A 23,499-nucleotide genomic window follows, 5' to 3' on the forward strand; every position below is an offset into this window, starting at 1 on the left:
CAACATCTAACTGAAAACTTTCACCCTTTTTTACAATCGTTTTCATAGAATTTTCATGAATGCAAAAAGTGCCGAAACCATCGACTTTTATGAATGCGATAGATTTGTCAACGACTTTTTATCATGAACTTTCACATAATTTATCGTTGGTATTTTATAAGCATTTTATACGTTTCTTACATAAGAGATGATACATTGACCCCAAATTTCTTACATCTTAGTCTTGGTTAATAACCACTTAACCTGAAAATGTATCCGCAAAGTCCAAATCACGATATAGTTTACACATGTTCATGCGTTAACTATGACGGATGTATAGTGAGTATAGAGGAGAAAAACATGCTAAAACTAAAACATATAAAGAAAAGTTATAAAACCGGAGATTTTCAACAACATGCTTTGAAAGATGTTTCCTTGAGTTTTCGAAAAAATGAATTCGTAGCAATCCTTGGACAAAGTGGTTCAGGTAAAACAACCATGTTGAATATCATTGGTGGATTAGATCAATATGATAGTGGTGATTTAGTAATCAATAGTAAAAGTACAAAAAACTTCAAACAAAAAGATTGGGATGCATATCGCAATAACTGTGTAGGGTTCATCTTTCAATCGTATAATTTAATCACACACATTAGTGTACTATCCAATATAGAAATGGGTATGACACTTAGTGGTATTGATAGTAAAACACGTCGCAAAAAGGCAATGGAAGTATTAGACAAAGTTGGCCTTAAAGATCATGCACATAAAAAACCAAATCAACTATCCGGAGGACAAATGCAACGTGTTGCGATCGCTCGTGCACTTGCAAATGATCCTGATGTAATTTTAGCGGATGAACCTACAGGTGCACTTGATAGTGATACCAGTGTACAAATCATGGATTTGATTACGGAGATTGCCAAAGATAAACTTGTTATTATGGTGACTCATAATCCTGAACTTGCTAATGATTATGCAAATCGCATCATTGAACTTAAAGATGGATTGGTTACAAGTGATTCTCGTCCTGTACAAGAAGATAGTGAGAAACCTTCAACATTTTCAATACGTAAAACTGCAATGAGTTATCTTACTGCCCTTGCCTTATCTTTCAACAATATCAAAACGAAAAAGGGTCGTACTTTACTTACTTCATTTGCTTCAAGTATTGGAATTATAGGTATCGCATTAATTCTGGCATTGAGTAATGGATTTCAAGTAGAAATCGATAACTTTGAAAAGGATTCTTTATCTAACATGCCAATACAAGTTGCTAGTCAAGCTATGCAAATGGATGCAGCATCATTTTCAAATACATCTGAAGCAAACGATCGCAAAAAATATACAAGTGAAAAAAGTATATATGCACAAGATGATGTGATGGATAGTATGATTCATCAAAATAAAATTGATGAAGACTATATCGATTATATTAAGAAAATGGATACAGATTTACTTTCAGGAATTTCATACCAAAACACAACACAACTAAATATGATTACAAAACAACAAAATGGAACCTATCAACCAATTTTTTTTGATATGCAAAGTGCATGGATGCAACTACCAACACAGTTCAAGAACGATGCAAATCAAAATGTCCTGACAGCAAAAAAAGAAACTGGAATCATTGACTCTTTATACGACACATTAGTTGGAGAGATTGATATGAATGAACCTGGTTTAGTTATCCAAGTTGATGCATACAATCAAGTAAGTAGCACCACCTTAAAACAACTAGGTTTTGAAGAAAATGAACATGTTACATTCGATGAATTATTACATAAAGAAGTCAAAGTAATTTTAAATGATAGTTGGTATAACGAAATCGGTGACTATTACATGTCAGGTTCTAATTATGAACAAATGTATAATTCCAAACAAACCATTACCTTGAAAGTACAAGCAATTATGCGTGGTAAAAAAGATAAAGAACTCATTACTTCTGGTAGCGGTGTTTTATATACACCAAGTCTTATTCAAGAAGTTATGTCTAGTAATTCAAGTTCTGCAATTGTTCGTGTACAACAAGCAAGTGAAACAAATGTACTGACTGGTCAACCATTTGATAAAAACCCTACGAGTCAAAATACAAAAGAGGCAACACTTGCCTACTTAGGAGCTGATGCAATTCCAAACTCCATCATGATTTATCCAAAAGACTTTGAAAGCAAAGATGATGTTATTGCATATCTTGATGCATACAATGTAGATAAAGCAACCGACGATCAGGTACTATACACGGATTTTGCGGCAATGTTATCTTCACTATCAGGTGAAATCATGAGTGCCATAACCATTGTACTAATTGCCTTCTCTGCAATTAGTTTGATTGTCTCTTGTATCATGATTGGAATTATTACCTATATTTCGGTACTAGAACGAACAAAAGAGATTGGAATTCTTCGTGCCCTTGGAGCTAGAAAAAAAGACATCACGCGTGTTTTCAATGCAGAAACCTTTATCATTGGATTGTGTTCTGGTTTATTGGGAATTGGGATTGCACAATTACTTACGATTCCAGCCAATATCGTTATTGAAAACGTTTCTGGTCTAGCAAATGTTGCAAAACTCAATCCAATACATGCACTTATTCTTGTATGTATCTCCCTAATATTAACGCTACTTGGTGGATGTATCCCTGCTAAGATGGCAGCAAAAAAAGACCCTGTAGAAGCATTACGTAGCGAATAAGCAAAGAAAAAGGTTGCACTGACAACCTTTTTTTATACACCTTCATGTAAATCTCGTCTATGATAACCAATAGCACCAAGTATCATCATAACAATTCCAATAGCACCGACAATTAAAAATGCACTTACATTGAAACTTTCCATTGGTACGCGATTCATCCAATTCAAAGCCGATGTTTGATTTACCCATTCTGGCAAGTCTAGTAGATTTAGAAAATAACTTACCATAAACGAATATCCAAGATACAAATACAATAGTTTTCCTAATTTTGGTGCATATCCAATACACAAACCACCAAGCCCTATAAAGAATAGGAATACCGCAAAATAATTGAAACCTGCACCAATAAAATCAATAAACGTCATGGTGCTTTTACTCATAGATGCTATAGCCATTCCACCAAGTCCAAAAGATCCTGCTAGATTGGCAAATACACTTAAGCAAATGGCAATACCAATAACTGACCAGTATATTTGATTACGACTTACTTTTGTCGAATAGACTTGTGATAAATGTCCACGTCGTTCTTCATTGTATAGTTTGTTTAACATTACAATAGGCAAGATTATCGCAAGACCTTGTACCACAAACATAATCGTTGCTGTAAAAGAGACTTCAATTGAGATGCCTTGTACTGTAAACATTTGTTGCATCATTTCATTACTGTTTAAAAATGACTGCATATCTGCATATACAGAACCATAAGCTGCACCCATGACTGCAAAACCAATTAACCACGCAATATTTGTGCCTCGTGTAATACGCCAAAACATTCCTGGTACACTCAACATGCGTTTGCTTGCATGCGCTTTTCCTTCAAATTGAGGAATGTAGCCATCTTGCATATCGCGTTTACTTTCTAATACAAACGCCACAAAGATACCAACGATCGAGAACACGAGTGCATATACAATTGGTAGCCAGTTGTTCTCGACAAACGGATAGGTTAAATATCCCCATCCTAACGGGTTCATCATCGAAAGTGAAACATTGGAAATATCCGTTGTCGCACGAACGATATACAATACGATTAAAAGTGCAATACTTCCACCAATCGCTCCGGCTGAAGTAGACATAACTTGTGCCATCAACAAGCCAACAACTGCACCAACAATTCCAAGCATCGCAATGGATAAACCAAACAATAGCGATCCTGTAACATCGATTCCGGTTAAATTGAATGACACCATCAAACCACAAACAAATAAAGCAAGCACAAGGTTAATCAACACCGTTTCCACCATGACTGCAAGTGCATTTGCTTCGCGACCAACACGGAACGAACGAATCAATTCTTGAAGACCCAAGTCTTCTTCTCTACGTGTGTGACCTACCACATGCATCGCCGAAATAATAAAGGCAAACAAGCCACAAAACAATAACATTTCATTGGAATACATCGCTCCAATCGTATATGCTTGTGGATCACTAATCGGTGTTGGTCCAACAATGGAAATCATCGCTGGGTTTTGCATGGTTTCATACATACCTAACAGTCCATCACCTTTGGCAATTTCTTCAAAGAAAGGAATAAAACCTCCGCAAAACAAACCTAAACCAACAATCCAAAAAACAATCTTTTTCCAATCTCGCTTTAGATACTGAATAAATAAATATTCCCATAGCGCAAAATTACGATTCATCTTACTCACCACCTAAGCTTCATCATTTTCATAATGCGTGATAAACAATGCTTCAAGGGTTGGTGGAACTATTTCAAATTTGTCCATCGGCATCGTTGCTGCAACTTTCAACAAATCATTGATATGTTCATGATCGATTGAGAAACTCAATTCTTTGCCTTTTTGTTGAAGATCGTAAACTCCTGTCATGTTTTTGAAAACAGACAAGTCACCTGTTGTTTGTAAAATAACATTGGAACGCGTTAGATGACGCATTTCATCAAGTGTTCCTTGTTCCACAACGACACCTTCACGAATGATAACCACACGGTCTGCAAGTCGTTCTACTTCACTTAAAATATGACTCGATAACAAAATCGATTTTCCTTCGTTTTTTAATTGTTCAATTTCTTCTTGGAAGACGGCCTCCATTAATGGGTCAAGTCCACTCGTGGGTTCATCCAAAATGTACAAATCACTATCTACACTCAAAGCTGCAATCAAACCTACTTTTTGACGATTTCCTTTGGAATAGTTCTTTGCCTTTTTCTTTGGATCCAATTCAAACTTTTTAATAAGTTCATCACGTTTGTTGCGTTTTGCCCCACCATGAAGTTTGATAAATAAATCAATGATTTCTCCACCTGTCATGTTTCCCCATAAGGCAACATCTCCAGGCACATACGACAAACGTTTGTGGATTTCGATTTCATCATCCCAAGCATCTTTTCCAAACACTTCAACTGAACCTCCACTGCGTTTTAAAATCCCTAATAGCACGCGGATTGTTGTACTTTTACCAGCACCATTTGGTCCAATAAAACCAACAACTTCTCCTTTTTTTACCTCAAAACTAACATCCTTAAGCGCTTCAAATTTTCCAAATTTCTTTTGAAGCTTATCAATTTTAATAACTGTGTCCATAACGTACCTCTCCCTTAGTCATCGCTAAGAATGATTTCATTATACATAGATTGACCGCATTGGTCAACTGATGTATACTATGAATATGAAAGATACATTAGACAAGATAGAAAAAAGTAAGCAAATCCCTTTAATGAACGCAATAATTAAAGAATTTGCCAACCACGGCTACCAAAAAGCAAGTACAAATCAAATGGTAAAAGATGCAGGAATTTCAAAAGGATTGTTGTTTCATTACTTCGGTAATAAAAAGAATATGTTTGAAGTTGCCTTTGTTTATGTCATCCGCATTGTGATGGATGGGCTGCAAGAATCAAACTATTTGGACATTTCAGATATCTTTGAATTTATATTGCATTCTATGCACACCAAAGTAAAGGTGATGAAAAAGCATCCAGACAGCTACAGTTTTCTTTTACGGGTTTACAACGATAACGATCCCTTTGTAAAAGACATCATTGTCAAATATAAAAACGAAATGGTAGATGAAGCATGGAGTTCTCTTATTGAACGTGCAGACACGTATAAATTTAAAGATCCAAACGATATTCCATTGTTGCTTGAACTAATCACTTATGCATCATATGGTTACATCGAGACAAATCAAAAACTGCTACAAGATGATATTGATGCGGTCATTAAAAACTTTGAAGCGTACTTCATTATGCTGCGTAAACGTTTTTACAAAGATGAATATTTATAAAAAAAATTCCAAGTTGGAATTTTTTTATGCAATAAATGCTTTCGCGTACGCTTTACAAGTTGCAAGATCATCATCACTTGGACTTTCATTAACAATAAGACCTTCTTGATATAGATTTGCACCGGCTTCTTTGGTACGAATGACCCAGTCACGCATCCATTGACCATCACCCCAACCATAAGAACCAAAAAGAGCAACCTTTTTGTCTTTTAAATCTACTTCAATTGAAGTAAACCATGGATTGAATTCTGCTTCATCCAATGCATCGTCCCCCATGGATGAACAACCAAATAGGTACGCGTCATATCCATCCAAACTTGGACTTTCAGAAACATTCACACATGTGACCTCATTACCTGCTTCTGTACATCCTTCTGCTAAGGCATTTGCCATTGCTTCTGTATTACCTGTCATTGACCAGTATACAATTAGAACTTTATTCATTTATTATCCTCTACTTTCTTATATTTCCTAGTAGTGTTGGCATCTAGCATGAAACTCATGAAGATGAACACTTGTGCACGTACTGAACATTGCAACCAGTTTCTTTATGTTGATAGACATACGCCAAGCGTGATCCAACCTACAACTACTTTCCATTGCAAGATGCATACTTCTCACCCTTAGGTTAGATAACGCTAACTTAAGGTGTAAAAAATATGGTCATCTATATCCGCTTCACGCTTCGTGTTTTGACAACCATTTTTTTGATTAACGCATATTTGAGATGATACTTTCTAGGCCTTCCCTATCTAAAATTTCCACCAGCTTTTGTTGACGACGTAGATACATTTTACTTTCAAGTTGTTTGAATTTACGTGACAAGGTTTCTGGAGTTGTCCCTAGAAAGGTAGCAAGTTCCTTCATTTTTAAAGGCAATGTATATTTTGTAGTACCCACAACTTTCGTTACATCCAGTAAGTAGGTAGCCAAACGTTCTTCAACTTTTTCCATGGAAAGAAAACGTGCCTGTTGTTCCAAGACTAGCGATTTTTGTGCGTTGATTTCTAACAATTTCAATGTCAATTGTGGATACTCAAGCAACAGTTTACGAAAGTCTTCTTTGTTTATAAAACAAATTTCCATATTTTCCAAAGCTTCTCCAAAGACACTGTCATTTGTTGCACCAAACAGTTGGTTTTCACCTTCATAACCGCCCGGTTCAACCACACGTAACAGTTGTTCTTTTCCATTCGCGGACAGCTGATAAACTTTCATGTTTCCACTGGCAACAATGACAAGTTTTTCATCACCAGGCGAAAAGATTCGTTCACCTTTGGTAACATCCTTATGTCTAGCTAACGTATTGATAACTTTTTGATCCTTCATATCTAAATGATTAAACAAAGGAACAAGCGATACGCAAATATGTTCACTCATCATCATTACCTCCTTTTCCTTATCTTAGAATAGTGCGTGAAAATTAGCAAGCACTTTACCTTTCACTAGCAGCGATTCCAGCAAGTTTACCTAACATTTCATAGGTTTGTAAAAACGTTTGACAAACATCACTGGGGACAGCAAAATCACTTGTTACTGCTTTAAGTCTGGCAACCGTTTGCTGTATATCTTGATGATGTAAGCTACGCATTTCAATTTCCTTATACAGTTCACGCACTTCATACACTTCTGGATGATGTTGACCATGCGCGTTAACAATTGCTTTCGTATACAAATCCAAACGTTCTTGATGTTCTTGTATATAGTCTTTTACAGTCATGGTATCACTCCTTTCCTGTTACTTTTCACTGGCTTTTAGTACTTCATAACCAATTGTTTCTACAGCTTTTTGAATGTTTGTTAATGTAGTTTTTGTTGCATCAAAATCAAGCTTTGCCTTACTGGCATTAAATAATATTTTGACACTTGCTTTATCAACACCATCCACGTTTTTTAGTGCAGCTTCAATTTTTTGCATACATGTTGGACATGCCAAGGTTTCGAGTTGTAGCACGGCTTTTTGCATATTTCACACCTTCTTTCTATACGCTAACTGTAACGCAAAGGTTTCAAAAGAAAATTGATACCTATCAAGTTTTTCATTTTTTTAATTTATATTTCAATAAGCGCATACCATTAAGGATAACAACAAGAATGCTACCTTCATGGACAAACATACCAATTGCCATATTCATCCATTGACTGAAAAACACACCAAGCAAAAGGAAGATGACTACTGCTATTGCAATTATAATGTTTTGTTTCATATTTCGATTGGTTGCTTTGGCCAATCCAAGTGCATATGGTAGTTTATGAAAATCAGAATTCATTAACACAACATCAGAGGTTTCAATGGCTACATCAGTCCCTGAACCCATGGCAATACCTATATCTGCTTGCGCAAGAGAAGGGCTATCATTAATGCCATCCCCAACAAATGCAACAACATGTCCTTGTTGTTGAAGTTCTTTCACATATGCCGCTTTATCTTTAGGCAACATCTTCCCAAAAGCTTTTGAAAGACCCAGTTGATGAGCGATGACATCAACGGCACTTTGACTATCTACAGACAGTAAAACTAAGTCACTTATACCCATTTTCTGTAAATCTAGAAGATCTTTTACAATATCTTGACGCAAGACATCACGAATGGCAATCAATAATGCTACACTTCCTCCTACACTTACAAGTACAAGTGAATGACCTTGATTTTCGAGTTCTGCAATATCAGCTTCCATCTGTTTGTCAAATATAACCTGATGATTTTTTAATAAGGTCGGCGTTCCAACCATCACCACTTCTCCAGCGACTTTTGCAATGATTCCATCACCACGAATAACACGTGTTTGACTTACTGGTAAACTTTGAATATCTTTGTATGCTTCAATGATTGCTTTAGCTAGTGGATGCTGAGATTCCCTTTCAACGCTCACCAGATATTGCAATGCTTGATCTTGTTTTTTTGTATAACTGATTACATGTACCACTTCAGGGTTACCCACAGTCAGTGTCCCAGTTTTATCAAATACCATTGTATCAACTTTGCTAAAACTTTGGATGACACTACTTCCTTTTAAGAGCACACCGTGTTTCGCTCCATTTCCTAAACCAGACACATTGGATACGGGGACACCAATCACCAACGCTCCTGGACAACCCAAAACCAAAATTGTAATAGCTAGTTCCACACTTTGCGAAACCCACCAAACAACCAAAGCGAGTAATAAAACAACCGGCGTATAGTATTTAGAAAATCGATCAATAAACCGCTCCGCTTGAGATTTGGCATCTTGTGCTTCTTCGACAAGCTCGATTATTTTACCAAAAGTAGTATCTTCTCCAACCTTTTGGGCATAAATACGCAAAGTTCCATTTTCTAGGATTGTTCCTGCATACACTGGGTCATCTTTTTGTTTAAACACAGGCAGTGACTCTCCAGTAATGGTTGCTTCATTACTATAACCTTCACCGGCAATGACCAAACCATCCACCGGAATTTGACCCCCCGTTTTTACAAGCAGTACATCCCCAAACTGCAAATCATCAACATCAACTTCTTCTACAACATCATCAACTCCAACTCGTAACGCTCGTTTGGGTGCCATAGAAACAAGCTCTTGAATTGCCAATCGAGTTTTTGCCAATGTTCTTTGTTCTAAGGAAAGTCCAAACAAAAACAAGAATGCGACAATGGCAGATTCCTCATAGTTTTGAATGGTCAACGCACCAATGATTGCAATACTTACTAGTAAATCAATGCTAATGATTTTAAGACGCAACGCTTCCAATGCTTGCATCCAAATAGGTATACCCCCAACAATGGATGCAACCAGTAATAAGATTTCACTTTGTTGCGTTTGGTGAAAAGCGTAGTGAAGCACAAAGGCAACAACTATGACAACCAATGTAAAGATTGTTATTTGATTTCTGTGTTTTAGTATATATCGTTTCATCTATACCACTTCCTTTATCTACTCCTAGTATAGAAGATCACTTATAGATAAAAATTGATGGATATCAAGTTTCATCAAAAAAGCACAAGTATTTGCTACTTATGCTTCTTTATAGTATTTTGATTATTTTGCTAGACCTAAAGCTTTGGCAATTTCCAAGACAATAACTGGGGTAATACTTAAGATCCAGGCCATGGCATATAAATGGATGGATAAATGATCCAAGCCAAAGATTGTCGTAATCGGTTGAATGAAAATTACGATAAGCATCAACGCGATGGATACTGCTGCTGCTTTATTCAAACTCTTATTTGTAAATGGTCCAATTTTAAATAGACTTTTATGCGAACGCATACTAAACGAATGGTGAACTTGAGATAAACCAAGAACGATAAACGCCATCGTCCGGCCATCTTTCAAACCACCGTCATCCATTCCAATTTTGAAGGCAATCAGTGAAAGCAACCCAAACATAATCCCTTGCAAAACAACTTGCACACCAAGTCCATTGGCGAAGATACCTTCCTTCTTAGGACGTGGCTTTTCATGCATCACGCCTTTATGAATTGGTTCCATACCTAAGGCAATCGCAGGAAGTGAGTCAGTTACTAAGTTTATCCACAACAATTGCATAGACAATAGTGGAGTTTTCCGCCATAGAAGCATCGCAAAGAATACAACAGCGATTTCACCAATGTTAGTTCCAAGCAAATATCCAACCACACGACGAATGTTGTTATAGATCCCTCGACCTTCACGCACCGCATCAACTATCGTTGCAAAGTTATCATCCATTAGGATTAAGTCAGCTGCACTTTTTGCGACATCTGTTCCAGTAATTCCCATTGCACAACCAATGTCAGCAGCTTTCAAAGATGGTGCATCATTCACACCATCACCCGTCATCGACACAACTTTATCTTTTGCCTGCCATGCTTTGACAATACGAATTTTGTCTTCTGGTGAAACGCGTGCATAAACTGAGATTTTTTCTAACTTTTCACTTAGTTCTGCATCATCCATTTTCGCTAACTCTTGTCCACTAATGGCAAGGTCACCATCATGGAAAATGCCCAATTGTTTAGCGATCACCGTTGCAGTTAACACATGGTCACCGGTAATCATAATTGGCTTAATCCCTGCTTTGATACAAGTTGCAACACTTTCCTTTACTTCTTCACGTGGTGGATCAATCATACCAACGACACCCATGAAGGTCAGTTCGTTTTCTAATGATTCACTAGTCAGTTCATCAGGAATGGTGTCAATCACTTTATAAGCAACCGCGATAACACGCAGTGCCTCTTTACTCATAGATTCAACGACTTCTGCAGCTTTTCCTAAATCACCATGAATCATATGCAGATTCATTTCATCGTAAGCACCTTTGACAATGACCACATGTTTCCCATCAATTTCATTAATGGTCGACATCATTTTACGATCACTATCAAACGGTAATTCTGCAAGTCTTGGATATTCAGTCGCAAGGTTTTCTTGTAGAATTTGGTTCTTTCGACCTGCTGCAATAATACTTGTTTCCGTTGGATCACCAACACTTACTTCGTTTTGATTGGCATCTACATAAATGCTTGCATCGCTACATAAAATCGCATACGTAAGTAAATCTTTTACTTTTGCATCGTTATGATCACTAATATCTTCGATTTCTCCACCATCAACATAAGCTTTCAACAAGGTCATTTTATTTTGTGTTAGTGTTCCCGTTTTGTCGGAACAAATAATCGATGTACTACCCAGTGTCTCTACCGCTGGTAATCGTTTGACCACCGCATGGCGTTGTGCCATACGACCAACCCCAATGGATAAGACCACAGTCACAATGACTGGCAATCCTTCTGGAATGGCTGAAACAGCTAAACTGACCGCCGTCATAAAGATTTCTAGAATTGGCATACCGTCCATGATACCCATCACAAAGATAATTGCACAAATAATCAGGGCAACGATCCCTAAGTATGTACCTAATTTTGCAAGACGTTCTTGAAGTGGTGTTTTTTGATCATCATTACCATCCAACAATCCAGCAATTTTACCCATTTCTGTTTGCATTCCAGTTTCTGTAACTACTGCAATAGCTGTACCATTTGTCAGTACACATCCTGAATACACCATATTTACACGGTCACCAAGTGGTTCATTTTCCGCAATGATTGCATCCGCTTTTTTATCAACTGGAACACTTTCTCCAGTTAATATCGATTCATCACTTTTTAATGCATTTGCTTCAACTAGACGACAATCCGCAGGAATAAAATCCCCTGCTTCAAGTTTTACAATATCACCAGGAACCAAATCACTCGTTTGTATGATTTGTTCTTTCCCGTCACGAATTACTCTTGATTGTGGAGTCGTCATCTTTTGCAATGCTTCAAGTGATTTCTCTGCTTTATTTTCTTGATATACACCTACAATTGCATTCAACACTACGATAAATAAAATCAGTAATGGTTCAAAAAATGCAGATGCACTTTTTTCTTCAAATGCAACAACAAAACTAATTGCAGCAGCAATTAATAAAATAATAATCATTACATCTTTGAACTGCTCAATAAAACGCTGTACTAATGTTTTTTTCTTACTTTCATGTAGTTTGTTATATCCATAAGCAGATAATCGTTTTTCTACTTCTTGTGTTGATAATCCATTGCTAGGATCACTTTGCAAATCTTGCAAGACATCCTTTGCTTTCTTTGTATAGGCACTCATAATCTTCCTCCCATTAATTAGTTATATTATACTTGCTATTACATAAAAAAGCCATTGAGGTAAACCGTAAAAAAATAGCCTTGATGACAAGACTATTGTATAAGTTTTTCATATGTAAAAGCAGCAGTTGCTTTTTGCAATAACACATAGCTAATAACAAGTAATACTGCACCAGCTATAAGTATATACATTGGTTGAATCATCAACAATCCTGTAAACTGACTAATAAATATCAACACGATTGGCATAACTAGAAAACTTGCTCTTTGTTGTGCTTCTTCCATTGTTTTACTTTTCGCAGAACCTTTGACAATGAACACGATTGACATTAACGTCACTGCAGGAACCAGCAAACACATCACCCATAGCCATGTAAACCCTGGAATAAAAGTACTTTGATCGATGAGTTGTAATTCAATATTGAGTATAACCACCATCAGTCCAAAAGTCGCAAAGGTAATTACCAAACTCATAATCGTTGAAGCTAACACCTTTGCTTTAAAAATATCACGCAAAGACAGTGGTGAATATAACAATGTTTCCAATGTGCGTTTTTCTTTCTCTCCAACAAAGGAACTCGCTGCCATAACAGAAGCACACATAATCGGGATTAACATAAAGAAAATTGGAATTGTTTGATTTAAGATCATATCCAATAGTGCATCTAAGATCTCAGCTTCACTTAAATTCTGTGGAAGTAAGCGAATCAGTGCATCCATATCATTCATGTCCGTCGGTGCAAGTTTTACAAGTACGACAAAGATGCTTGGAAAAATCACACCCAGAAATATCGGTAACAACAATAATGTCCATAAATAACGTTTATTATCGATAATTGAACGTATATCTTTACGAATGATCGCTTTCATTTTACGATTCATCTTGCATACCTCCTTGTTTCATTAGGGCAAAATAGATTTCTTCCAATGACATTTTACGACTTGATACATGCGTAATATTTCCATTACGTTGCACAATATCACGAATAATATCAGCAATACGATCTTCACTATCTAATTTAAATTCAATTTGACCATCTTCAACTTCAACATAATCAACATGGGTAGGCATAACTGAAGTTTTCATTCGCACCGTATACCCATCATAAATTTGTTTGCGTAAGTCTTCTAGTGTACCACTTGCAAGTAATTTTCCATGATCAATCAATCCATAACTTGTACATATTTCTTGTGCATACCGAAGTTGGTGTGTACACAGAAAAATAGTAACCCCTTGCTTAGCAAGTTTCATAATAAGTTGATTTACACGAAGTGCACTTTCTGGATCTAAACCACTTGTTGGTTCATCAAGAAATAACACACGCGGTTTATGAATAAGTGCTCGAGCTAGTGATAGACGTTGTCGCATCCCTGTAGAATATGTACCAAGTTTCTGATCTTTTGCATCTAGCAAATCCAACTCTTCAAGCAACTTCGTTCCTCTTGCGATACTTTCTTCTTTCTCAAGTCCAAAAACCTCACCAAAGAATACCAAATTGTCCATCGCTGTGAGATGATCATACATCATCGCATGTTCAGTTAATACTCCACTAGTTGCATGTATCGATACACTATCTTTTGTTGAATCTATATTCATAACACTGGAACTTCCACCACTTGGCTCTAACATTCCAACCAATAACTTAACCATTGTTGTCTTACCAGCCCCATTAGGTCCAAGAAAACCAAAGATCTGACCTTCTTCTATTTGCAGACTGATATCATCGACTGCAACTTTATGCTCTGAAAACACTTTTCGAATATGTTCAATTCTTATTGCATTCATAATTCCTCCACCTATTTCGATAAATATCTAAATAGATAGTATCATATCTATTTAGAAAAGAAAAGCGTTAATCATATCGACTAACACTAAGATTTGCATCAATATTTCCGCTATAGATTCCAATCAGTTGATATTCACCATAACTTCCTAAGCGTATCGTGTTTTCTGTATCTAAATACATTGACGAATAGTCTTTTAGATAAATTGGTCCAATGTTGGATTCTGCTTGAATTTCATATTCTGGATACTTTGTATGATTTGCTACAGATAACAGACGAAAATGTAAAGTTAATCCACATGAAACATGTTCATGGAAATCAATTCCTTGTCCATCATCTAAATGTAACAAGAAGTCTTGATTCATAGGGACTTCATTTTCCATGCGTTTGATTGCATCTTTATCTACTACGATTTTCATACTCGTTCCTCCATTCTATGTCTACAAATACATCATCTTATACAACAAATCAAATAAACTATTATTCCAATGGTCCATCCCACTGTAACATTCCATCGATTACACGTTTTGTCCGATATCCCTTTTCATCCAATATCAATTTCGCCACAAACGATTGTCTTCCTGTTTGACACACAAGTATTGCTTCATCATCTAATTGAAGTTGATCCACTTTATCTAGTGGAACATTAATTGCACCTGGGATATGCCCATGTGCAAATTCTGATGGTTGTCGCACATCGATAATTAATGGATGTGTATTCAACATATGCAATAACTCGTTTGTTTGAATTTCAAATTTTGAGTTCAAAGTACATCCCTCCCTTACTATAATTGTAGTCCAACTATCAACAAATACCTATTGTTATGCTTGAATTATGTTTATTTTTGAAGGCTTTATGTTATACTTATCTACATATAAGTAAGGAGTTATGTATATGGGGAAAACATTTATTCCAGATGGATACAAACCTACATTAAGTTTGTTGGAAACGGAAATCGCAATTAAATTTGTTAAAGATATGTTTGAACGTCGTTTAGGTGAAGCACTTCATCTAACAAGAGTTAGTGCACCACTTTTTGTACAAGCAGATAGCGGACTTAACGATGATTTAAACGGGGTGGAACGCCCAATTGATTTTGTGGCACCAGATGTTAACGATCGCAGCATTGAAATTGTTCACTCACTTGCAAAGTGGAAACGTGATGCACTTAAACGTTATGGCTTAAGAAAAAATGAAGGATTGTATACAGATATGAATGCGATTCGTCGTGATGAAGAACTGGACAACTATCATTCAATTTACGTTGACCAGTGGGACTGGGAAGTAATTATCACACCAAAGCAAAGAACTTTAGATTATTTACAAACAACAGTTCGTAAAATCTATGATATCTTACTAGAAATTGAATATATGGTCATTCGTCAATACCCACAAATTGGAGACCCGATTTTACCAGAAAAAATTCATTTTATTTCAAGTCAAGAACTTGAAGATATGTATCCTGATCTAAGTCCAAAAGAACGTGAAGATCGTATTGTTAAGGCATATGGAGCTGTCTTCTTAATGGGGATTGGTGATACCTTACGTTCTGGAAAGAAACACGATGGACGTGCACCAGATTATGATGATTGGACACTCAACGGAGATATTCTTGTTTGGTATCCAGTACTTGAAATGTCACTTGAATTATCAAGTATGGGAATTCGTGTAAATGATAAAAAACTTGATGAACAATTAAAAAAAGCCGATGCCGAAGCACGACTTAAATTACCATATCATCAAGCGATTATGAATCACGATTATCCATTAACCATTGGTGGTGGAATTGGTCAATCAAGATTATGTATGTATTTTCTACGTAAGGCACACGTTGGAGAAGTACAAGCAAGTCTTTGGTCAGATGAAATCATTGAAGTTTGTAAGAAAAATAACATTCCATTATTATAAAAGCACATCTCAGGACGTGCTTTTTTTCTTATTCTTTAGCTGGTAGATTTTTATATAGGTGAATGACACCTTCTTCATTTAAATTCTTAATAACAATTACAAGTATCGGTAAACTAATAATTCCAGTAAATCCTAAAATTCTTGCTCCTAAGAAAATGGCTAGCAACATCAATACTGGGTTGGCATTTACTTGTACACCAACAATCTTTGGTTCAATGATATTACGTATAATTGTCACAACTACATATACGATAAACAATCCAATTGCCAATTCCACATTTCCATTAATCAAGGTGATTAAGGTCCAAGGAATCATAATTCCACCAGTACCGAGTACCGGTAATATATCAAAGATTGCAATAAAGAAAGCAAGTCCAATTGCATTGTCTACGCCAAGTATAGATAATCCTATAGCTACTTCAATAAATGTAATCGACATAATCATCGCATATGATTTAATAATCTTTGCAAGTGTTCCTACAGCAAAACTTTTCACTTTGCGAACCACTACTTTTTGATTGTCATTGAATTGCAACATAAAGAATTCTGCCATACGATCAAAATCAATCGCAATAAAGAACGATGAAATAATCATCATCAACAATCCAATCAAGAATCCAGGCACAAACATCACAAAGCTTGTTGCTATATCAATCCCTTGTTTTGAAACCGTAGGAATTGCATCTTTTAGAACAGTGATTACTTGATTGTTGAGATCTTCCACATTACTTGCAATATCAGGACTAATTCCACTAACCAACTCATAAATCGAGTTAAATAGTGTATCGATTGCTGGTTGAATTGTCGAAGCATAGTAATCAGGAAACGAACGGAATAATTCCGTTAATGAACTACCCAACTGAATACCAATCAGTAAAATTGCCCCACCGATAAATACATAAAATAATACCACAAAGAGAATGGTAATTATCTTTGAAGGTAGTTTGATTTTCTTTGCTAGATAACGAACTGGTTTTTGGACAATGGCAGCGACCAATAATCCAAGCACAAATGGTAAAACCCAAGATAATACATAGCGAAATGCGAAAATAATCAAACCTATAATAATTGCAATATATGCCATCTTGATAATAAACGCACGTTGTTTTTCAGTTTTTATTTGTTCTTCATTCATAAGATACCTCAATATTACGTTCATTATACCAAGGATTAAAGTATAGTAAAAGAAACTACCCTTGATATTCACAAAGTTTCAGACAAAGTTCAAAAAAGGAACCTTGAAAGGTTCCCATAAATTACGCATTTCTACTAGTAAAGGCAATTACGATACTTTGAATACCAAACACAGCAAAACTCACAGATAGTAATACTGGAATGGTCATTGCTGAGACAAGTGGTTCAAATAACAACATCACTCCAACTACTAGTGAAATAATATTCAAAATAATCATGAGTATATACATACCTGGCATTACATTTTTGTAATAGCCCGCATTTGTTAATCTGAAAATTGAATCAAAGATTAACCAGAATGCAACCATGACTCCAAGTGTAGCTACTCCACTAGCGATATCGCTTAAGAATAATACACCAAGCACAATTTCTAGAATTCCGACAACAAGCATCATAACCGGTTTAAAATCACCATAGCTCTTGATATCAAAATACAAGATGATTGCTTCAATTCCTCTGACAAATGCAACTGCTGCAATAACTACTACCAGTGTAATCAATGTTATTCCTGGGTTTGTAATCGCTGCAATTGAACCAATAATACAAAATATTCCTAATACTAACATTAGCCAGAAAAAACTATTTTTACTTCTTTCCATAATAAAACACCTTCCTTATCTTTCCCAAGATAATTATAGCATGCATATATTTTGTTTTGTATTATAACACTTTATGGAATGTGTATTGTTTTTCATTTGATGCTTGCTTTGCATATACAAAGCCATCATAACTGAATTCTTTCAATTCCTCAGGAGAAAAGATTTGATGTTGCAAAATATATTCCAACATTTGTCCACGTAATTTCTTCACTGTTGCTGAATTGCGTTTTTGCTTATCCTTATCAACTTCTACAAAATCAATGGTTATCATTTTCTCTTTAAGCTCTTTAGCAAACACTTTACTATATTCTTTACTTGCTAGATCTATGATAATTGGATTTTCTTGCTTATCCAACAAAGATGCCATTTCTTTTGAAAGTGTATCTTTCCAATATGTATATAAATTGTTTGCATCATCTATGGCAAGTTTACATTGCATCTCTAAACGATACGGTACAATCACATCATATGGTTTCAATAATCCATATAATGCGGATACGATTCGAATATGAGTATTTGCAAATGCCTTTTTATCTTGATGATTGGTAAGTTGTTGAAACTGCAAACCTTGATACGCTTCAATTGCATAACTTCCTTTATTATCTTTTTCAAACGCATGAAACTTATCTTTTGTCTCTTTAGCGATTGTATCACTTATGTGCATCAAATCTTTCAACTGCTCTTGTGAATAGGATGCAAGTTGTCTAGCAAGTCTTGTTGTATAAGAAGCAAAAGGAAGTGAAGTACGACTCACTTCCCTATGTACTTGCATCGTTTTTGCTGGTGAAACAATTACAATCATACAATTTCCTTTAATTTCTCAATCGTTGATGTCAACAATTGTGTAAAAGAATCAGCAACTTTAGTTACACATACTTGCGTACCAAATTGATATTCTAAAATCACTTGATTTTGCGTATCTAACAAAAGAAAGGAACCATCTTCACTTGCTGCAAATGCAATCCATGTTGGATCTTCAATACGATCATATCCACTTGTACTTTTACTTGGTTCTATCTTGTTTTGGAAATACATTTTTAATTCAATCATTGCAGCTAATGATAAAATACGATATCTTCTTTCTTTACTTGTCACAATGACTTCTAAAGTTCCACTACCATTTTTATAATGATAAAACTCTGCTAAATCTGCAGGGAATGTAAATCCCATCAAATCCAATACATCATGGTATTCTATATCACTAACAGGTTGTTCTTTTAAATAAAACTGCATAATTTTTGGATGCAATTCCATTTCATCATAACGTTTTTGGCTTTGCATATATAACATTTCAATTTCTCTTACTTTATCTAACATATTTTTACCTCTACTATTTTACGCTTCAAGTGCAATCACAATCGGTGCATTTTTATATTTACTTAATACAAAAACACGTTTGAAGTTGGATGCTGCAATTACTTGATGCATTTCTTCATTTTCCTTTAATAGTGTAAAGAAATCCTTATCAGCATTAATAAATTGTTTTTCACAATCATCAATGACTAACTCTAAATATGCAACATCTTTACTGTATTGCATACTCTTTTGATTTTTATCCGCAATGACTTCAAGCAATTTTTGTTTATATCGCTCATAACTTGGTGAAATCATCTCAGCATTTTGACTTTTTAGATTCATTGCTTTTGCATGATTTTCCGACAAATATAACTCCGTTATTTCTACACCAAAAACTTCATCTTTGTTTTTTGCTTTTAGTGTAAAATCAGGTCGTTCACTAGGAATGATTTCATAGTTTGCATCACTATAAACATGATTTAGGATTGCCTTTTCTTTTGCTTTTTTCTTTTCATCTAGTTTCATCGTACATTTATTATAGCATAAAGCTTTTATTCAATTTGTAATATTCGCCTTCCTCACTTATACTAAAGAAAAAAGACGAGGGAAAATATAATGAAACAAAAACTGACAAAACTTGAAAAGTATTGGATTTTATATGATGTTGGTAACTCCGCTTTTATCATGCTTGTCTCAACGATCATTCCAATTTACTTTAACTTTCTTGCGACTGAAGCACATATCTCAGAAGTTGATTATCTAGCATATTGGGGATATGCAGCAAGTATATCTACATTAATCGTTGCCTTTATTGGACCAATTTTAGGAACGATATCAGACACGAAAGGCTATCGCAAACCTGTCTTTATGATTGCCTTGGGGGTTGGTGTCCTTGGTTGTGCAAGTTTATCACTTACAAGTTCATGGAAGATTTTCCTTTGTATCTTTGTGATTGCAAAAGTTGGATATGCTGCTAGTTTAATTTTCTATGATTCAATGTTGGCAGATATTACTACGGAAGAAAGAATGGATGAAGTATCAAGTCACGGATATGCCTGGGGATATATTGGAAGTTGTATTCCATTTATTATTTCGTTAATCTTTGTCTTATTTAACACATCCTTTGGTTTATCTTTAGGAACTGCAATGATGATCGCCTTTATGATTAATGCATTGTGGTGGCTAGCAAATTCAATTCCACTACTAAAGAATTACAAACAAACGCACTATATCGAAAAGCAAGCACATCCAATTCGAGCAAGTTTTCAACGTTTAGGCTTTGCATTGAAAGATTTGAAAGCCAATCGTAAAGTACTCTTTTTCTTAATTGCTTTCTTTTTCTATATTGATGGTGTATACACAATTATTGAAATGGCGACTGCATATGGAAGTGCACTTGGTTTAGACTCACAAGGTTTACTTCTAGCATTGCTTGTCACTCAACTTGTTGCCTTTCCTTTTGCCTTGCTTTTTGGAAAGTTATCGAAGAGTCAAGAAAGTACAAAGTTAATCAAACTTTGCATTCTTGCATATACAGGTATTGCAATCTTTGCTTTACAACTAGATAAACAATGGGAGTTCTGGGTACTTGCCGTATGTGTGGGTATGTTCCAAGGAGCCATCCAAGCACTATCACGTAGCTACTTTGCCAAAATCATACCAAAAGAAAAGAGTGGTGAATTCTTTGGAATCTATGATATTTGCGGTAAAGGTGCATCATTTTTAGGAACCTTTATGATGGGTCTATTTGCCCAAATCACTGGATTTGTTGGCGGTGGAATCATCGTCTTGGTGATCATGTTTATCATTGGTTATATTTTCTTTCATAAAGCTAGTCAATTATAAAAAACAATCCATGTGAATGACATTCACATGGATATTTTATTATTCGCTTTGAAGTTCGCGTCCATTTAGCATATTGCGACACAAGAAGATAATAATTCCTGCTACCACAATATTTGCAAAAATAGATACGATTGAGAATAATTGTAAGATTTGACCTTCTTGTAAGGTTAAAGTAAATAACAACCAAACAGATAAGGCAATACTTGGAATAATGCAAAGAATAACAATCAACATTTGCATCAATAAGACAAAGGTACGATTTGCTGTACTTTTAAATAAACGCAATGTCAGAATATTTGCACTAATACACACAAATAAGTATCCAACAACCATCATGATCGCATAACCAATATCATAGATTTTTTCTTGACCAATTACACCAACAACTGTAATCGCTAATGCCACAACAACGATATTTTTCAAAATCGTTGGTCCGACAATTGCTAACATCTTTTTCAATGGTGAATCAGGGATTAAATAAATCATATAGTTTTGAAACTCTTCTTTGAAGTTTGCTGTTTGTGAGCTAATAACTACCCAGTATACGAGCATCCCACTAAACCATACGATACCAAATTCTAAAATTATCGACATACCTGCAAAAAGTGCAAGCGTAATTAATTCCTGTATCGAAACAAGTTGCTTACGTTTTCGCATTTCAAGAATGAGTTTACTTGAAATCGCCCAAGCTCCAAGTTTAAACTTACTGTTATAACTTTTTAACTTTGATGTGTCTCTCATTGCATCCGTGTTTCCACTTTTTGCGGCTTTCATTTTATTACTTAAGGCAAATGAATCTTCTATTGCTTTTTCATGGTAATCATATGGAAAGTTTCTAAATAAGATAAAGATTACAATTGAACTTACAACAAGTAAACCTAATCCAAGCAGTGTATATAATGTGTTTCCATCAACTGCACCACTGACAAACATTTTTGCCCAACCAAATACAGGAATAAAATAAAACGCATCGGTTTGTGCAAACTTCAATAAAGCAGTTTGTAAATCAAAACCGGTTTCAAATACAAAGTATCCTGCAACCGCAAACAATGTAATTAAAATTGCATATCCCACATATTTAGCAACATTTGCTAGTTTTGGAAATACAATTCCTACAACATACAAATAATCTGTGAGTCCTAAAAAGAACACATAAATAAAATAGTTTGCTAGAAAAATACATAAAATCACAAGCATACTTGTTGATCCAACAAGTGAAATCACCATAAATAGTGAAAGTAGCGACATATAAATTGATTGTACATACGTATAACCAACAACAAATGATTGGACTTGTCGACGACTAAATGGGCCACCTAGCAAATAGAATGCATCTTCACCCATCAGCATCGCTTTGTTTTTATTCATAAGTTGCATAATTACCATTAATGCACTCATTCCTAGAGATACTAGTACTCCTATATGAATATCAATGGACATGCCAATGACATCTTCACTTGAAGAATTCATAAAGTTTCCAACAATAATTGCACCATACAATAGCACCATAAATATCGTTGCTATTGCACTGGTTGGTTTAGAAAACAATGCTCTAACTTGTCCGCGCATTTTCAATAGAGATAGTTTAATCAAGGATTTCATCACTCTTTACCTCAACACTTGTATATTTAAAGAATAAATCTTTTAGACTTTCTCCATTCATATGACTACGACTTGCAGTTTTTACAATACGTCCGTGATCCATGATATATGCTTCATCCCAAATGTTCTCGATAATATCAATAATGTGTGTACTAATTAAAATCGAACATCCTTCATCTTTTAGTTTTACAAATAAATCAAGTGTTTCTTCAATACTAGCAGGGTCAAGTCCAACCATTGGCTCATCTACAAGTAATGCTTTGGGTTGAATCACAAGCGCTAATAACATACTTAATTTTTGACGCATCCCTTTACTTAATTCTTTTGCGACTTTTTTTCTTTTCTCTTCTAAATCAAATAATGTAATATAATGATCTGCAACTTCACGATAGTTTTCTACTTTGTATGCACTACCGATGAAATCCACATGTTCATCAATTGTTAGTAAATCATAAAGTACTGGTGTATCTGGAATATAACCAAACGCTTGTTTAGCTTCAACTGTACTATTTGGATATCCGCAAATATCAATTTCTCCATCAAATTTTAATAAATTGGCAATACTTTTAATCGTTGTACTTTTCCCAGCACCATTTGGCCCTAACAGGATAGTAATACATCCATCTTTAGCAACTAGATTTACATCTTCTGCTGCTTTAAAACTTCCATAAGTTTTTGTTAAGTTTTTTACTTCTATCATAATGTCCCCTCTTTGTATTAAC

The 23,499-nt window shown here is 35.2% G+C and carries 23 protein-coding genes; 4 read left to right on the top strand and 19 right to left on the bottom strand.

The features are described from left to right. Nucleotides 1-339: 339 nt before the first annotated feature. A complete protein-coding gene (locus M2098_RS06010) occupies nt 340-2,676 on the top strand; it encodes an ABC transporter ATP-binding protein/permease (protein WP_280682544.1) in 2,337 nt (778 codons plus the stop codon). Nucleotides 2,677-2,708: 32 nt separating this feature from the next. Here the strand turns inward: M2098_RS06010 and M2098_RS06015 are convergent, their stop codons facing one another. Together M2098_RS06015 and M2098_RS06020 are read right to left on the bottom strand one after the other, a co-directional pair. Further along, nucleotides 2,709-4,319, bottom strand: coding sequence for a tetronasin resistance protein (locus M2098_RS06015; RefSeq protein WP_134167664.1), 1,611 nt, complete (start codon nt 4,317-4,319; stop codon nt 2,709-2,711). Nucleotides 4,320-4,331: 12 nt separating this feature from the next. Then, nucleotides 4,332-5,222, bottom strand: coding sequence for an ABC transporter ATP-binding protein (locus M2098_RS06020; RefSeq protein ID WP_280682541.1), 891 nt, complete (start codon nt 5,220-5,222; stop codon nt 4,332-4,334). 79 nt (nt 5,223-5,301) lie between these two features. Here M2098_RS06020 and M2098_RS06025 point away from each other — a divergent pair, with 79 nt between their 5' ends. Next, the gene (locus tag M2098_RS06025) at nt 5,302-5,925 is read left to right on the top strand and encodes a TetR/AcrR family transcriptional regulator (protein WP_280685253.1); all 624 of its coding nucleotides are present in this window, start codon (nt 5,302-5,304) and stop codon (nt 5,923-5,925) included. Between the two features lie 24 nt (nt 5,926-5,949). Here M2098_RS06025 and M2098_RS06030 read toward each other — a convergent pair whose 3' ends face one another. The 10 genes from M2098_RS06030 to M2098_RS06075 form a co-directional block, all read right to left on the bottom strand. After that, nucleotides 5,950-6,369, bottom strand: a complete 420-nt coding sequence (locus M2098_RS06030; protein ID WP_280682537.1) for a flavodoxin — start codon at nt 6,367-6,369, stop codon at nt 5,950-5,952. A gap of 267 nt (nt 6,370-6,636) precedes the next feature. Beyond that, nucleotides 6,637-7,305 carry a Crp/Fnr family transcriptional regulator gene (locus tag M2098_RS06035; protein WP_243833714.1) on the bottom strand — a complete coding sequence of 223 codons (669 nt, stop codon included), beginning with the start codon at nt 7,303-7,305 and terminating at the stop codon, nt 6,637-6,639. A gap of 55 nt (nt 7,306-7,360) precedes the next feature. Further along, entirely contained in the window at nt 7,361-7,645 is a 285-nt protein-coding gene (locus M2098_RS06040; RefSeq protein ID WP_280682532.1) for an iron-sulfur cluster repair di-iron protein, ric, read from the bottom strand. Nucleotides 7,646-7,663: 18 nt separating this feature from the next. After that, nucleotides 7,664-7,891: a heavy-metal-associated domain-containing protein gene (locus M2098_RS06045; protein ID WP_134167652.1), complete on the bottom strand. Its 228-nt coding sequence runs from the start codon at nt 7,889-7,891 to the stop codon at nt 7,664-7,666. A 73-nt stretch (nt 7,892-7,964) separates the two neighbouring features. Further along, nucleotides 7,965-9,818: a cation-translocating P-type ATPase gene (locus M2098_RS06050; RefSeq protein WP_280682530.1), complete on the bottom strand. Its 1,854-nt coding sequence runs from the start codon at nt 9,816-9,818 to the stop codon at nt 7,965-7,967. 123 nt (nt 9,819-9,941) lie between these two features. Continuing rightward, nucleotides 9,942-12,548, bottom strand: coding sequence for a calcium-translocating P-type ATPase, PMCA-type (locus M2098_RS06055; RefSeq protein WP_280682528.1), 2,607 nt, complete (start codon nt 12,546-12,548; stop codon nt 9,942-9,944). A 92-nt stretch (nt 12,549-12,640) separates the two neighbouring features. Next, nucleotides 12,641-13,429, bottom strand: coding sequence for an ABC transporter permease subunit (locus M2098_RS06060; RefSeq protein WP_280682525.1), 789 nt, complete (start codon nt 13,427-13,429; stop codon nt 12,641-12,643). Next, nucleotides 13,419-14,333, bottom strand: a complete 915-nt coding sequence (locus M2098_RS06065; protein ID WP_280682523.1) for an ABC transporter ATP-binding protein — start codon at nt 14,331-14,333, stop codon at nt 13,419-13,421. Before M2098_RS06065 ends, M2098_RS06060 begins: the two co-directional genes overlap by 11 nt. A gap of 67 nt (nt 14,334-14,400) precedes the next feature. After that, complete coding sequence (locus tag M2098_RS06070) at nt 14,401-14,751, bottom strand: iron-sulfur cluster biosynthesis family protein (protein WP_280682521.1); 351 nt, start codon at nt 14,749-14,751, stop codon at nt 14,401-14,403. Nucleotides 14,752-14,812: 61 nt separating this feature from the next. Beyond that, nucleotides 14,813-15,100, bottom strand: coding sequence for a rhodanese-like domain-containing protein (locus M2098_RS06075; RefSeq protein ID WP_134167636.1), 288 nt, complete (start codon nt 15,098-15,100; stop codon nt 14,813-14,815). A 127-nt stretch (nt 15,101-15,227) separates the two neighbouring features. Between M2098_RS06075 and asnA the strand changes: the two genes are divergently transcribed. Next, on the top strand, nt 15,228-16,241 hold the full coding sequence (gene asnA / locus M2098_RS06080; RefSeq protein WP_134167634.1) for an aspartate--ammonia ligase: 1,014 nt from the start codon (nt 15,228-15,230) through the stop codon (nt 16,239-16,241). Between the two features lie 28 nt (nt 16,242-16,269). Here asnA and ytvI read toward each other — a convergent pair whose 3' ends face one another. The 5 genes from ytvI to M2098_RS06105 all read right to left on the bottom strand — a co-directional run bounded on the left by ytvI (nt 16,270) and on the right by M2098_RS06105 (nt 19,855). Continuing rightward, nucleotides 16,270-17,376, bottom strand: a complete 1,107-nt coding sequence (ytvI, locus tag M2098_RS06085) for a sporulation integral membrane protein YtvI (protein WP_280682518.1) — start codon at nt 17,374-17,376, stop codon at nt 16,270-16,272. A gap of 121 nt (nt 17,377-17,497) precedes the next feature. After that, a complete protein-coding gene (locus tag M2098_RS06090; protein WP_280682516.1) occupies nt 17,498-18,034 on the bottom strand; it encodes a DUF308 domain-containing protein in 537 nt (178 codons plus the stop codon). A 61-nt stretch (nt 18,035-18,095) separates the two neighbouring features. Next, a complete protein-coding gene (locus M2098_RS06095) occupies nt 18,096-18,836 on the bottom strand; it encodes a YaaA family protein (RefSeq protein WP_280682514.1) in 741 nt (246 codons plus the stop codon). Beyond that, entirely contained in the window at nt 18,833-19,351 is a 519-nt protein-coding gene (locus tag M2098_RS06100) for an SMI1/KNR4 family protein (protein ID WP_280682513.1), read from the bottom strand. The genes M2098_RS06095 and M2098_RS06100 overlap by 4 nt, the downstream gene beginning before the upstream one ends. Nucleotides 19,352-19,369: 18 nt before the next feature. Then, nucleotides 19,370-19,855, bottom strand: coding sequence for a hypothetical protein (locus tag M2098_RS06105; RefSeq protein ID WP_280682511.1), 486 nt, complete (start codon nt 19,853-19,855; stop codon nt 19,370-19,372). A gap of 90 nt (nt 19,856-19,945) precedes the next feature. On the opposite strand from M2098_RS06105, the gene M2098_RS06110 reads away from it, so the two are divergent. After that, nucleotides 19,946-21,175, top strand: coding sequence for an MFS transporter (locus M2098_RS06110; protein ID WP_280682509.1), 1,230 nt, complete (start codon nt 19,946-19,948; stop codon nt 21,173-21,175). Nucleotides 21,176-21,214: 39 nt separating this feature from the next. Here M2098_RS06110 and M2098_RS06115 read toward each other — a convergent pair whose 3' ends face one another. Next, nucleotides 21,215-22,777 (bottom strand): putative ABC exporter domain-containing protein, encoded by a 1,563-nt coding sequence (locus tag M2098_RS06115; protein ID WP_280682507.1) that lies wholly within the window; start codon nt 22,775-22,777, stop codon nt 21,215-21,217. Next, nucleotides 22,761-23,477, bottom strand: a complete 717-nt coding sequence (locus tag M2098_RS06120; RefSeq protein WP_280682505.1) for an ABC transporter ATP-binding protein — start codon at nt 23,475-23,477, stop codon at nt 22,761-22,763. Before M2098_RS06120 ends, M2098_RS06115 begins: the two co-directional genes overlap by 17 nt. Nucleotides 23,478-23,499: the final 22 nt, after the last annotated feature.

The organism is Breznakia sp. PFB1-19 (assembly GCF_029893935.1).
Classification (GTDB): domain Bacteria; phylum Bacillota_I; class Bacilli_A; order Erysipelotrichales; family Erysipelotrichaceae; genus Breznakia; species Breznakia blatticola.

Coding starts and splice junctions, on each gene's coding strand:
- M2098_RS06030 (WP_280682537.1), bottom strand. CDS start 6,369: ATGAATAAAGTTCTAATTGTATACTGGTCAATGACAGGTAATACAGAA.
- M2098_RS06105 (WP_280682511.1), bottom strand. CDS start 19,855: ATGAAACTAGATGAAAAGAAAAAAGCAAAAGAAAAGGCAATCCTAAAT.
- M2098_RS06020 (WP_280682541.1), bottom strand. CDS start 5,222: ATGGACACAGTTATTAAAATTGATAAGCTTCAAAAGAAATTTGGAAAA.
- M2098_RS06110 (WP_280682509.1), top strand. CDS start 19,946: ATGAAACAAAAACTGACAAAACTTGAAAAGTATTGGATTTTATATGAT.
- M2098_RS06090 (WP_280682516.1), bottom strand. CDS start 18,034: ATGGAAAGAAGTAAAAATAGTTTTTTCTGGCTAATGTTAGTATTAGGA.
- M2098_RS06040 (WP_280682532.1), bottom strand. CDS start 7,645: ATGACTGTAAAAGACTATATACAAGAACATCAAGAACGTTTGGATTTG.
- M2098_RS06010 (WP_280682544.1), top strand. CDS start 340: ATGCTAAAACTAAAACATATAAAGAAAAGTTATAAAACCGGAGATTTT.
- M2098_RS06045 (WP_134167652.1), bottom strand. CDS start 7,891: ATGCAAAAAGCCGTGCTACAACTCGAAACCTTGGCATGTCCAACATGT.
- M2098_RS06035 (WP_243833714.1), bottom strand. CDS start 7,305: ATGAGTGAACATATTTGCGTATCGCTTGTTCCTTTGTTTAATCATTTA.
- M2098_RS06015 (WP_134167664.1), bottom strand. CDS start 4,319: ATGAATCGTAATTTTGCGCTATGGGAATATTTATTTATTCAGTATCTA.
- M2098_RS06100 (WP_280682513.1), bottom strand. CDS start 19,351: ATGTTAGATAAAGTAAGAGAAATTGAAATGTTATATATGCAAAGCCAA.
- M2098_RS06025 (WP_280685253.1), top strand. CDS start 5,302: ATGAATATGAAAGATACATTAGACAAGATAGAAAAAAGTAAGCAAATC.
- asnA (WP_134167634.1), top strand. CDS start 15,228: ATGGGGAAAACATTTATTCCAGATGGATACAAACCTACATTAAGTTTG.
- M2098_RS06120 (WP_280682505.1), bottom strand. CDS start 23,477: ATGATAGAAGTAAAAAACTTAACAAAAACTTATGGAAGTTTTAAAGCA.
- M2098_RS06050 (WP_280682530.1), bottom strand. CDS start 9,818: ATGAAACGATATATACTAAAACACAGAAATCAAATAACAATCTTTACA.
- ytvI (WP_280682518.1), bottom strand. CDS start 17,376: ATGAATGAAGAACAAATAAAAACTGAAAAACAACGTGCGTTTATTATC.
- M2098_RS06070 (WP_280682521.1), bottom strand. CDS start 14,751: ATGAAAATCGTAGTAGATAAAGATGCAATCAAACGCATGGAAAATGAA.
- M2098_RS06115 (WP_280682507.1), bottom strand. CDS start 22,777: ATGAAATCCTTGATTAAACTATCTCTATTGAAAATGCGCGGACAAGTT.
- M2098_RS06060 (WP_280682525.1), bottom strand. CDS start 13,429: ATGAATCGTAAAATGAAAGCGATCATTCGTAAAGATATACGTTCAATT.
- M2098_RS06055 (WP_280682528.1), bottom strand. CDS start 12,548: ATGAGTGCCTATACAAAGAAAGCAAAGGATGTCTTGCAAGATTTGCAA.
- M2098_RS06065 (WP_280682523.1), bottom strand. CDS start 14,333: ATGAATGCAATAAGAATTGAACATATTCGAAAAGTGTTTTCAGAGCAT.
- M2098_RS06095 (WP_280682514.1), bottom strand. CDS start 18,836: ATGATTGTAATTGTTTCACCAGCAAAAACGATGCAAGTACATAGGGAA.